This window comes from Pseudomonas sp. S34 (genome assembly GCF_009866745.1).
GTDB lineage: Bacteria > Pseudomonadota > Gammaproteobacteria > Pseudomonadales > Pseudomonadaceae > Aquipseudomonas > Aquipseudomonas jessenii.
In genome coordinates this window covers 1,496,527-1,507,500 of sequence record NZ_CP019398.1, presented here as the reverse complement: position 1 = coordinate 1,507,500, position 10,974 = coordinate 1,496,527, and the positions used below count along the sequence as shown (strand labels likewise).

Below are 10,974 nucleotides of genomic sequence, written 5' to 3'. Positions count from 1 at the left end.
CTTCGCCACTGGTGTTCCTTCCTATATCTACGCATTTCACCGCTACACAGGAAATTCCACCACCCTCTACCATACTCTAGCTTGTCAGTTTTGAATGCAGTTCCCAGGTTGAGCCCGGGGCTTTCACATCCAACTTAACAAACCACCTACGCGCGCTTTACGCCCAGTAATTCCGATTAACGCTTGCACCCTCTGTATTACCGCGGCTGCTGGCACAGAGTTAGCCGGTGCTTATTCTGTCGGTAACGTCAAAACAGCAACGTATTAAGTTACTGCCCTTCCTCCCAACTTAAAGTGCTTTACAATCCGAAGACCTTCTTCACACACGCGGCATGGCTGGATCAGGCTTTCGCCCATTGTCCAATATTCCCCACTGCTGCCTCCCGTAGGAGTCTGGACCGTGTCTCAGTTCCAGTGTGACTGATCATCCTCTCAGACCAGTTACGGATCGTCGCCTTGGTGAGCCATTACCTCACCAACTAGCTAATCCGACCTAGGCTCATCTGATAGCGCAAGGCCCGAAGGTCCCCTGCTTTCTCCCGTAGGACGTATGCGGTATTAGCGTTCCTTTCGAAACGTTGTCCCCCACTACCAGGCAGATTCCTAGGCATTACTCACCCGTCCGCCGCTGAATTCAGGAGCAAGCTCCTGTCATCCGCTCGACTTGCATGTGTTAGGCCTGCCGCCAGCGTTCAATCTGAGCCATGATCAAACTCTTCAGTTCAAACATCTTTGGGTTTTGAGAAAACCCTAAACTTGGCTCAGCAATCGTTGGTTACATCTTTGATTTCTCGCGGAGTAACTTGTGATGCTGATAATCTGTTGACTAGCAGTCTGACTCCACAAGCACCCACACGAATTGCTTGATTCAGTTGTTAAAGAGCGGCTGGTTAAGATCTTTCGTCTCAACCGAGGTGCGCATCTTACAGCGCATCTTTTCAATTTGCAACCTTAAAAGTTTCTGATTTTTCAACAAAATCAACTACTTAAACCAAGAGCCACATCAAACTGCTCGTTAGCGGGAGGCGAATAGTACAGTATTAAAATACGTGGTCAACCCCCCACCTGAAAATTCTTCTTCCTTGCCAAAGCGTCCGGGCCGCCACCATGAGAACCTCCAGCATCTATATAAAGCACTGGGACAGCAACGAACCCAAACCACATCACTTGGACATATAGATACAACAATGGTGAGAAAGCCCTACGGCAAATGGATACCCAGGGGATCCCAAGAGCATGACGGGCATCACGTCAAAAATGCCGGGACACGAAATGCCCTCCCCGACCAATACGACAGAAACGAAAAAGCCCCTGAAATGTTTAACCACTTCAGGGGCTTCGTCTTGTTCAATAATGGCGGAGAGATAGGGATTCGAACCCTAGGTACCGGTGAAGGTACAACGGATTTCGAATCCGTCCCATTCGGCCACTCTGGCATCTCTCCAACGGCGCGCATCATAACAACACTTTCGCAGGAAGCGAACCCCCTAAGCGAAATATTTCTGTGCTATCAGATGCTTGCGTCGGTTAAAGCGGTACGCCCAGGCGATTGGCGACTTCTTCATAGGCTTCGATGACGTCACCGAGGCCCTGACGGAAGCGGTCCTTGTCCATTTTCTTGCCGGTGGCCTTGTCCCACAGACGGCAGCCGTCCGGACTGAATTCGTCGCCCAGCACGATGGAGCCATCGTGGAACACGCCGAACTCCAGTTTGAAGTCGACCAGCAGCAGGCCGGCGTCATCGAACAGTTTGCTCAGGACTTCGTTGACCTTGAGCGACAGCTCTTTCATGCGCACCAGTTGCTCGGCCGTGCCCCAACCAAAGGCCACGACATGGGATTCGTTGATGAACGGGTCGCCCTTGGCGTCGTCCTTCAGGAACAGTTCGAAGGTGTAAGGGTTGAGCTTCATGCCCTCTTCGACACCCAGACGCTTGACCAGGCTGCCGGCGGCGTAGTTACGCACGACACATTCGACCGGGATCATGTCGAGTTTCTTCACCAGGCATTCGTTGTCGCCCAGCAATTTGTCGAATTGGGTCGGCACGCCGGCCGCTTCGAGCTTCTGCATGATGAAGGCGTTGAACTTGTTGTTCACCATGCCTTTGCGGTCGAGCTGCTCGATGCGCTTGCCGTCGAACGCCGAGGTGTCGTTACGAAACAGCAGGATCAAGCGGTTAGCGTCGTCGGTCTTGTAAACCGACTTGGCTTTGCCGCGGTAGAGTTCTTCACGTTTTTCCATGATGGGCTCCGCTTGCTAAGTAGATGGGCTAGGCGATATGTCGCCAGTCGAGCCCTGAATCTTGATCGGCCAGTTGCAGCCAGTCCGGGTCGCACCCAAGGGTGTCGACAAAACATTGCCGGGCCAGCCGCGGCAGGTTGTTCTTGCTGCTCAGATGGGCCAGGACCAGGTGTTGCAGGTCTTTCCAGCCCAGCTCGGCCACCAGGAATGCCGCCTGGTGGTTATTCAAATGCCCGAGTTCACCGCCTACCCGCTGCTTGAGAAAGTACGGGTAATGACCGCGAGCCAGCATGTCACGACAGTGATTGGACTCGATCATCAACGCATCGAGATCCCGATAGCCGTCCAGCACCTTGTCACAATACGAGCCCAGGTCGGTCAACAGGCCGAAGCGCCGTAAACCGTCACTGAAAACATATTGCGTCGGCTCTTGTGCATCGTGGGCCACGGCAATGACACCGATGCTCAAGTCGCCGATTTGCAGTTGATCGCCGCCGGCCAGAAAGCCTGCCGGCTCAATAGGTTTGCGCATCCCGCGCAAGGTCCCGCGACTGAGGTAGACAGGCAGATTGTAGCGCCGAGACAGCAAACCCACGCCATGCACGTGGTCGGCATGTTCGTGGGTCACGAGTATCGCGCTCAGCTGCGCAGGGTTCACACCCAGGCGCAGCAGGCGTTTTTCGGTTTCCCGCAGGGAAAAACCACAATCCACCAATACGTACGTATCAGCACTGGCTATCAGCGTGCCGTTCCCTTGACTACCGCTGCCGAGAACGGCAAAACGCATAGGATCAGCCCAGGTTGTCCTGAATCTTGCTCAACACTTTACGCGCCACATCGGCCGGCGCCACGGTGTTGATGTTTTTCTCTACGGTGACCTGGACGTTCTCGCCAACCTTGCTCAGGCGAACCTGATAACGCTCGGCGCGGGCCTCAAGCTCTTCCTTGCTCGGCGCGCTGCCGAACAGACTGCTGAAGAAGCCTGGCTTGTCGTCTTTGCTCTCGGCTTTTTCGGCCAGGTTGATGTAGTACAGGCCCAGGCTGCGGTTGATGTCTTCAACACGCCATTCGCCTTGTTCCAGCGCACGACCGACGCTCGACCAGGCACGATCCAGGTCGGTACCGACGTTCAGCACAGGGTTACCGCTGCCGTCTTCACTCAGGCTGACACGACTTGGCGCGTCGAAATCACGCGAAGCCAGCATGGAAACCGAACCGCCCTTCTCGGAGATACGGCTCATGCTCGCGAGCATGTCGTCGACCAGTGCCGCGTCCAGGCCAGTGTTGACCGAACGGTTGGTGAAGGCCACGTCGGCGGTGCTGCCGGCGGGACGCTCGGCGCTGACCACATAGACTTCACTGGTATTGCGCTGCACGCCCGGCTCGATGCGCACCCGCACGCGGGTTTCGCTGTCCGTGCTGACGCCGGCAGCGCTCAGGCGCTTGGCCATGGCCGCAGACAGTTCATCGGAATGCTGCCAGGTCGTGGTGAATTCACCGGTTTGCGGACGCTGTTCATCCAGACGGAAACCGTTGTCCTGGAAGAACTGAACGGCCACGGGCCAGACTTCAGCCGGCGGATTCTGCGCCAGGATGGAGCTGGAGCCGCCGCTCTTCTGCAGGGAGTAGGCACCGGCGTCAGCACCCGCGGTCAGCGGCTGCGGCCGAGGAACGATGTATTCGCCCTTGGCGGTGTCATCGGCCACGTTGCGCGGGATCGGCAACAGCGGATCCAGACGCTTGGCGGTACGGACATCCGGTGGCATTTGCATCGGTGCAGTCTGTTGCGCTTCCAGGTAATCGCTACCACGGTCACGGAAATAACCTTCCGGGCCCCAGATCCATCCACAGCCACTAGTGCTGGAGATAATCAAGGCAAGTGCGGAAAGTCCGGCCATTCGCTTCATGCGTTGTACTTCCTCAATTAAACCAGGACGCCGCACTGGCGCAGGGCCGTGCGCAGCGTTTCGTGACAAGGTGCGCTCAGCCAGGTCAACGGCAGGCGAATGCCTTCGTGCATCAGGCCCATTTCAACCAAAGCCCACTTCACCGGAATCGGGTTGGCTTCGATGAACAGGTCCTTGTGCAGCGGCATCAGTTTTTCGTTGATTGCCCGTGCAGTCTCGGCATCCCCCTTGAGGGCGGCCTCGCACAGATCGGCCATTTCACGCGGCGCGACGTTGGCGGTAACGGAGATGTTGCCCTTGCCGCCCATCAGGATCAGCTCGACCGCGGTCGGATCATCGCCGGAAAGGACGATGAAGTCCTTGCTTACGCCGTCGAGGATGGCCTTGGCGCGCTTGAGGTCGCCGGTCGCTTCCTTGATACCGATGATGTTCGGAACGGTGGACAGGCGGATCACGGTTTCGGCCTGCATGTCGCAGGAGGTGCGGCCGGGAACGTTATAGAGAATCTGCGGGATGTCGACCGATTCGGCGATGTGCTTGAAGTGCAGGTACAGGCCTTCCTGGGTCGGCTTGTTGTAGTACGGCACTACCAGCAGGCAGGCATCGGCGCCGGCTTCCTTGGCATTACGGGTCAATTCGACGGCTTCGCGGGTCGAGTTGGCGCCGGTACCGGCAATGACCGGAATGCGACCGTTGACCTGCTTGACCACGGCCTTGATGACGGCAATGTGTTCGTCTACATCAAGCGTTGCCGACTCGCCGGTGGTGCCGACGGCGACAATGGCATGGGTGCCGTTTTCAAGGTGGAAGTCCACGAGTTTGCTGAGGCTGTCCCAGTCAAGACGCCCCTGTGCATCCATGGGTGTGACCAGTGCCACCATACTGCCCGCAATCATGAAACCGCTCCTGCCGGAAAAAGAGAGCCGTAATGGTACTGGCGCCAAGATGCTTGCACAAGCGAAGTACTGTGCTGCCGCCATTCCCCTTGGCGCCGGTTTTCGCTACCCTTCAGACTTTGATCGGTACAGACAAGCTCGCGCGTCGGGTTTCAGCCTCCATTTACGGCATCACAAGCCCTGATCCAGCGTTGCCGCCTCTCACTCCCGCCCTGCCGGAGCACGTCGCGACCTGCCGCTTGGGGGTTTCTGAATTCGCATCCGCAGGCTCGCCCCGGCAAAACGCCCTCTGGACGTACCGACCGCTCATCGCTTTAGGAATGCTGCATGTCCACCCCCACAGTTCGCGAACAATTCCTTGTTATCAGTGCCCTCGGCGCCAACCCCATGGAGCTGACCAACGTCCTGTGCCGCGCCAGCCATGAAAACCGCTGCGCCGTTGTCACCTCTCGCCTGACCCGCCATGGCGAATGCAGTGCCCTGGTGCTGGAAATCTCCGGTAGCTGGGATGCCCTGGCACGCCTGGAAGGCAGCCTGCCAGTATTGGCCAAGCGGCATGCGTTCACGGTCAACGTGGTGCGCAGCGCGGCCTTGGAAAACCGCCCTCAGGCCCTGCCGTACGTCGCTTATGTCAGCTCGGCCTACCGCTCGGACATCATCAACGAGCTGTGCCAGTTCTTCATGGACCACAATGTCGAGTTGGAAAACCTGACCTGCGACACTTATCAGGCCCCGCAGACCGGCGGCACCATGCTCAACGCCACGTTTACCGTGACCTTGCCGGCCGGCGTGCAAATCAGCTGGCTGCGCGATCAGTTCCTGGATTTTGCCGACGCGCTGAACCTCGATGCCCTGATCGAACCCTGGCGCCCACAGAACCCAATGTAAGGAAGCTTTCATGGCCGTTGCCATCGACCAACCGGTTGCCGATTTCCAAGCCCCCGCCACCAGCGGGCAAACCGTCAGCCTCGCCGGCCTGAAAGGCAAGCAGGTAGTGATCTACTTCTACCCCAAGGACAGCACCCCGGGCTGCACGACCGAGGGGCAGGGCTTTCGTGATCAATACGCTGCGTTCAAGGCCGCCAATACCGAAGTGTTCGGCGTGTCTCGCGACAGCCTCAAATCCCACGAGAACTTCAAGTGCAAACAGGAATTCCCCTTTGAGCTGATCAGCGACAAGGACGAAGCCATCTGTCAACTGTTCGACGTGATCAAGCTGAAAAAGCTCTACGGCAAGGAATACATGGGCGTGGATCGCAGCACGTTCCTGATCGACAAGGATGGCGTACTGCGTCAGGAATGGCGCGGCGTGAAGGTGCCGGGGCATGTTGATGCGGTTCTGGCGGCTGCTCAGGCACTGAACAAGGCCTGATTCTATCGACGCCTGTGAAGGCGCTTTCGCGAGCAAGCCCGCTCCCACATTAGACGGTGTTTTTCTGAACAACTCGGTCAACTGTGGGAGCGAGCTTGCTCGCGAAGGGGCCATCAGCCCCACTGAACGATCAAACCAGCCCCTTAAAGCAGCGGCGCCACCTCCGGCTCCTTGCGCGGCCAGGCATCCAGCACGGCCTTGAACAGCGTCGCCAGGGGAATCGCGAAGAACACCCCCCAGAACCCCCACAACCCGCCAAACAACAGCACTGCGCAGATGATTGCCACCGGGTGCAGGTTGACCGCCTCCGAGAACAACAATGGCACCAGCACGTTGCCATCCAGCGTCTGAATGATTCCGTAGACCGCCATCAAGTATATGAACTGATCGCTCCAGCCCCACTGGAACAGCGCAATCAGAAACACGGGCACGGTCACCACCACGGCGCCGACATAAGGCACCACCACCGAAATCCCCACCAGCAGTGCCAGCAGCGCCGCGTAATTGAGTTCAAGGACAACAAAGGCGATGTAGGTCACGCCACCGCAAATGAAGATTTCGATGACCTTGCCGCGGATGTAATTGGCGATCTGCCGGTTCATTTCATGGGCGACCCGGGTGATCAATGCCCGCTCACGGGGCAGGTAACCGCGCACCCACTGGCCGATCATGGCCCGATCCTTGAGGAAGAAAAACACCAGGATCGGCACCAGCACCAGATAGATCATGATGTTCACCAGCAATGGCAGGCTCGACAGCGAGAACGTCAGTGCCCACTGACCAAACTTGCCGATTTCGCCCCGCGCCGCTTCGATGGCCTGCAGTACTTGCTCATCGGACACCAGATGCGGATAGCGTTCGGGCAGCAGCAGCAACAGCGACTGCCACTTGGCGAGCATGCCGGGCAACTCGTTGAACAACGTGATCAGTTGATGCCACAGCAACGGCACGACCACCACGATAAACACCAGCAACAGCCCCATGAACAACGCAAAGACCAGCCCCACCGCGACCCCGCCCGGCACCCGCAGGCGCTCGAGGGTCACCACCAGCCCCTGCATCAGGTACGCCAGCACCATCCCGGCGAGCACCGGCGCCAGCATACCGCCCAGGGTCAGTACGGCGGTGAACGCCAGAAACAGCAGGACAGCCAGCACCACCGCTTCTTCATCGGAGAAATAGCGCTGAATCCAGTCGCGCAACACTTTGAACATCAATAATCCTTAGGAGTAAACGCAGCCGAATTCAGGCTTTTTTCAACCAGTAGCGGTAAACACCCGCCTCATCTTCTTCACGAAGCAGGGTATGACCGGCCAATCGGGCAAAGGTGCGAAAGTCGCGTTGCGAACCCGCATCGGTGGCGATGACCTTGAGCACCGCGCCACTGGCCAGCCGGTTGAGCTCCATCTTGGCCTTGAGCAACGGCAACGGGCAATTCAGGCCGCTGGCGTCCAGTTCAACGTCATGCTCTACAGCGTCGGTCATTGCATCACTCCGGGTCAGGTGGTTGTGTTGCCTAGAATATCTGGTCGCAACGCCGGTGTCCGGCTACAGTAAGGTCTTTGTCGACTAAGGCTTTGTGCATGACTTTTTTGCGCCCCACCCTGCTGACGCTCGCTTGCCTGCTCGCCTCACCGGGCTTTGCCGACGACCTGCCGTCACTCGGCGACGCCAGTTCTGCCATTGTCTCACCGCAACAGGAATACCAGCTCGGTCGCGCCTGGCTGGCAATGTTGCGCAGTCAGGTTTCGCAGCTCAACGATCCGCAGCTCAAGAATTACGTGGAATCCAGCGTTTACCGACTGGTCGAGACCAGCCAGGTCACTGACCGACGCCTGGAATTCATCCTGATCAACAGCCCGCAGCTCAACGCCTTTGCAGCGCCGGGCGGGATCGTCGGGGTGAACGGAGGTTTGTTCCTCAACGCCCAGACCGAGGGCGAATACGCTTCGGTACTGGCGCACGAATTGGCTCACTTGTCGCAGCGCCACTTTGCCCGGGGCGTCGAAGCGCAGCAACGCATGCAAGTACCCATGATGGCTGCATTGCTGGCGGGTATCGTGCTGGCAGCCGCCGGTGGCGGTGACGCCGGGATCGCGGCCATTGCCGGCACACAGGCCGCAGCCATCCAGGAACAGCGGCGATTCTCCCGCCAGAACGAGCAGGAAGCCGACCGTATCGGCATCCTCAATCTGGAAAAAGCCGGTTACGATCCCCGCTCGATGCCAACCATGTTCGAACGGCTGGGGCGTCAGTACCGCTACGATGCCAAGCCACCGGAATTTCTGCTGACCCACCCGGTCACTGAATCGCGTATCGCCGACACCCGCAACCGCGCCGAACAGTTTCCAAAGGGCGGTATCGAAGACAGCATGCGCTACCAACTGATCCGCGCACGCGTACAGCTGATCTATGAAGAAACCCCGGGGCTTGGTGCCAAGCGCTTCCGCGCCCAGCTCGACGAGAACCCGAAAAACGACGTGGCACGCTACGGCCTGGCGATCGCCCAGATCAAGGGCGGCCATCTGAACGAAGCACGGGAAAACCTCAAGCAGTTGCTGGCCAAGTCACCCAACGAAATCATCTACAACCTGGCTCAGGTCGATCTGGATATCACCAATAATCGCCTGGCGGATGCCCAGTCCCGGGTTGACCGGTTGATGGGCCAATACTCTGGCAACTACCCGCTGAACCAGATCCGCGTCGACCTGCTGCTCAAGCAAAACCGTACTGCGGATGCGGAGAAAGCCCTCGAAAGCCTGCTCAAGTCCCGCCCGGATGATCCGGACGTGTGGTATCAGGTTGCCGAGACGCGCGGCCTGTCGGGCAATATCATCGGCCTGCATCAGGCTCGCGCCGAATACTTTGCGCTGGTCGGTGACTACAAACAGGCCATTCAGCAACTGGACTTCGCCAAACGCAGGGCTGGCAGCAACTTCCCGCTGTCTTCGCGGATCGACGCGCGACAACGCGAGCTGATGGAACAAGAGCGCATGATCAAGGACATGATGGGCTGACGCCCCGGCGACAAAAGGTCCGGACACAAAAAAACCGCCTCTTTCGAGGCGGTTTTTTATGCAACCAACAACCGGGTTATTCAGCCAGCTTGAAGGTGATGAAGCTCGCACGCCCCTGACGCAGTACCCGCATCGACACCGAACGGTTCTTTGGCAGCGCCTTGGCGATGTCCGCGAACTCCTTGGTGGAACCGATGGCCTGGTTGTTCAGATGGGTGATCACATCACCCGGCTGCAAGCCGATCATGGCAGCAGGGCCGTCCTGCACTTCCTTGATCAGCACACCACCCTTGAGGTCGTAGGTTTTCTTCTGCTCGTCAGTCAGCTCGACCACGGAAACACCCAGGCGATTACTGCTGCGCTCGATGCTGGATTTTGGCAGCGCATCCAGCTCCTTGCCTTCTTCCGGAATCGCGCCGACTGTCAATTCGACATTCTTGCGCTTGCCGTCACGAATCACTTCCAGATCGGCCTTGTTGCCAGCCTTCAACGCGCCAACCAGATGCGGCAGGTCGGCCGACATGACGATTGGCTGACCGTTCATGCTCAGGATCACGTCGCCAACTTGCAGGCCGCCCTTGGCAGCCGGACCATCGTCCTGGATTTGGGCAACCAGCGCACCGGCCGGCTTCTCCAGGCCGAACGACTCGGCCAGGTCCTTGCTCACTTCCTGAATCACGACGCCCAGCCAGCCACGGCTGACCTTGCCACCGGATTTCAGCTGATTGGAAACATCCATGGCCACGTCGATCGGGATTGCAAACGACACGCCCATGAAGCCACCGGAGCGGGTATAGATCTGCGAGTTGATCCCGACCACCTCACCGTTGAGGTTGAACAGCGGACCACCGGAGTTACCCGGGTTGATCGGTACGTCGGTCTGGATGAACGGCACATAGTTTTCGTTCGGCAGGCTGCGACCGACGGCACTGACGATACCTTGGGTCACCGTGTGGTCAAAGCCGAATGGCGAACCAATCGCGACAACCCATTGGCCAGCCTTCAGGTCCTGGGATTTACCGAGCTTGAGCACTGGCAGATCCTTGCCTTCGATTTTCAGCAGCGCCACGTCGGAACGTGGATCGGTACCGATCAGCTTGGCTTTCATTTCGCTGCGATCGGCCAGGCGGACGAGGATTTCGTCAGCATCGGCGATCACGTGATTATTGGTCAGGATATAGCCATCGGAAGAGATGATGAAACCCGAACCCAGGGAGGTTGCCTCGCGCTGACGGTCACGAGGTGAGCGCGATTGTGGCGGCATGCCCCGTTCGAAGAACTCGCGCAGCATCGGTGGCAAGCCTTCGAGGTCGGGCATCTGCTGGTTGACTTTGCGATCCGGCAGCTTTTGCGTGGTACTGATGTTCACGACCGCAGGCGAGGCCTGTTCGACCAGTTGCGTAAAATCAGGCAATTCGACCGCTTGGGCGGTGACCGCCTGACCGAGCACCAGCACGGTGGCAATAATGGAAAGGTAGGACTTCAAGCGTGGTATCGACATACGGCTCCCGTTACGACGAGCATGGTTAAGCGATATGGAG

At 58.2% G+C, this 10,974-nt stretch carries 10 protein-coding genes, 1 tRNA gene and 1 rRNA gene (1 of these 12 only partly in view); 3 read left to right on the top strand and 9 right to left on the bottom strand.

Annotated elements, in window-relative coordinates:
* From PspS34_RS06610 to dapA, 6 genes are all read right to left on the bottom strand, one after another.
* Nucleotides 1-724 (bottom strand): 16S ribosomal RNA (locus PspS34_RS06610); it reaches 813 nt to the left of the window's first position.
* 630 nt (nt 725-1,354) lie between these two features.
* Nucleotides 1,355-1,444 (bottom strand) — tRNA-Ser (locus tag PspS34_RS06605).
* 83 nt (nt 1,445-1,527) lie between these two features.
* Nucleotides 1,528-2,241 carry a phosphoribosylaminoimidazolesuccinocarboxamide synthase gene (purC, locus tag PspS34_RS06600; RefSeq protein ID WP_007944067.1) on the bottom strand — a complete coding sequence of 238 codons (714 nt, stop codon included), beginning with the start codon at nt 2,239-2,241 and terminating at the stop codon, nt 1,528-1,530.
* A gap of 28 nt (nt 2,242-2,269) precedes the next feature.
* Complete coding sequence (locus tag PspS34_RS06595) at nt 2,270-3,028, bottom strand: MBL fold metallo-hydrolase (RefSeq protein WP_057716015.1); 759 nt, start codon at nt 3,026-3,028, stop codon at nt 2,270-2,272.
* Nucleotides 3,029-3,032: 4 nt separating this feature from the next.
* Nucleotides 3,033-4,148 (bottom strand): outer membrane protein assembly factor BamC, encoded by a 1,116-nt coding sequence (gene bamC / locus PspS34_RS06590; RefSeq protein WP_057716016.1) that lies wholly within the window; start codon nt 4,146-4,148, stop codon nt 3,033-3,035.
* Nucleotides 4,149-4,165: 17 nt separating this feature from the next.
* Entirely contained in the window at nt 4,166-5,044 is an 879-nt protein-coding gene (gene dapA, locus PspS34_RS06585; protein WP_090453679.1) for a 4-hydroxy-tetrahydrodipicolinate synthase, read from the bottom strand.
* A gap of 327 nt (nt 5,045-5,371) precedes the next feature.
* On the opposite strand from dapA, the gene PspS34_RS06580 reads away from it, so the two are divergent.
* The gene (locus PspS34_RS06580) at nt 5,372-5,932 is read left to right on the top strand and encodes a glycine cleavage system protein R (RefSeq protein ID WP_007979776.1); all 561 of its coding nucleotides are present in this window, start codon (nt 5,372-5,374) and stop codon (nt 5,930-5,932) included.
* Nucleotides 5,933-5,942: 10 nt separating this feature from the next.
* Nucleotides 5,943-6,416 (top strand): peroxiredoxin, encoded by a 474-nt coding sequence (locus PspS34_RS06575; protein ID WP_154861745.1) that lies wholly within the window; start codon nt 5,943-5,945, stop codon nt 6,414-6,416.
* A 143-nt stretch (nt 6,417-6,559) separates the two neighbouring features.
* On the opposite strand, the gene PspS34_RS06570 is transcribed toward PspS34_RS06575, so the two are convergent.
* Complete coding sequence (locus PspS34_RS06570; protein WP_057716019.1) at nt 6,560-7,630, bottom strand: AI-2E family transporter; 1,071 nt, start codon at nt 7,628-7,630, stop codon at nt 6,560-6,562.
* 31 nt (nt 7,631-7,661) lie between these two features.
* Nucleotides 7,662-7,901, bottom strand: a complete 240-nt coding sequence (locus PspS34_RS06565) for a sulfurtransferase TusA family protein (RefSeq protein WP_007979782.1) — start codon at nt 7,899-7,901, stop codon at nt 7,662-7,664.
* Between the two features lie 98 nt (nt 7,902-7,999).
* On the opposite strand from PspS34_RS06565, the gene PspS34_RS06560 reads away from it, so the two are divergent.
* Complete coding sequence (locus PspS34_RS06560; protein WP_150814285.1) at nt 8,000-9,433, top strand: M48 family metalloprotease; 1,434 nt, start codon at nt 8,000-8,002, stop codon at nt 9,431-9,433.
* 76 nt (nt 9,434-9,509) lie between these two features.
* Here PspS34_RS06560 and PspS34_RS06555 read toward each other — a convergent pair whose 3' ends face one another.
* A complete protein-coding gene (locus PspS34_RS06555; RefSeq protein WP_090453675.1) occupies nt 9,510-10,934 on the bottom strand; it encodes a DegQ family serine endoprotease in 1,425 nt (474 codons plus the stop codon).
* Nucleotides 10,935-10,974 lie beyond the last annotated feature (40 nt).

Coding starts and splice junctions, on each gene's coding strand:
- purC (WP_007944067.1), bottom strand. CDS start 2,241: ATGGAAAAACGTGAAGAACTCTACCGCGGCAAAGCCAAGTCGGTTTAC.
- PspS34_RS06595 (WP_057716015.1), bottom strand. CDS start 3,028: ATGCGTTTTGCCGTTCTCGGCAGCGGTAGTCAAGGGAACGGCACGCTG.
- bamC (WP_057716016.1), bottom strand. CDS start 4,148: ATGAAGCGAATGGCCGGACTTTCCGCACTTGCCTTGATTATCTCCAGC.
- dapA (WP_090453679.1), bottom strand. CDS start 5,044: ATGATTGCGGGCAGTATGGTGGCACTGGTCACACCCATGGATGCACAG.
- PspS34_RS06580 (WP_007979776.1), top strand. CDS start 5,372: ATGTCCACCCCCACAGTTCGCGAACAATTCCTTGTTATCAGTGCCCTC.
- PspS34_RS06575 (WP_154861745.1), top strand. CDS start 5,943: ATGGCCGTTGCCATCGACCAACCGGTTGCCGATTTCCAAGCCCCCGCC.
- PspS34_RS06570 (WP_057716019.1), bottom strand. CDS start 7,630: ATGTTCAAAGTGTTGCGCGACTGGATTCAGCGCTATTTCTCCGATGAA.
- PspS34_RS06565 (WP_007979782.1), bottom strand. CDS start 7,901: ATGACCGACGCTGTAGAGCATGACGTTGAACTGGACGCCAGCGGCCTG.
- PspS34_RS06560 (WP_150814285.1), top strand. CDS start 8,000: ATGACTTTTTTGCGCCCCACCCTGCTGACGCTCGCTTGCCTGCTCGCC.
- PspS34_RS06555 (WP_090453675.1), bottom strand. CDS start 10,934: ATGTCGATACCACGCTTGAAGTCCTACCTTTCCATTATTGCCACCGTG.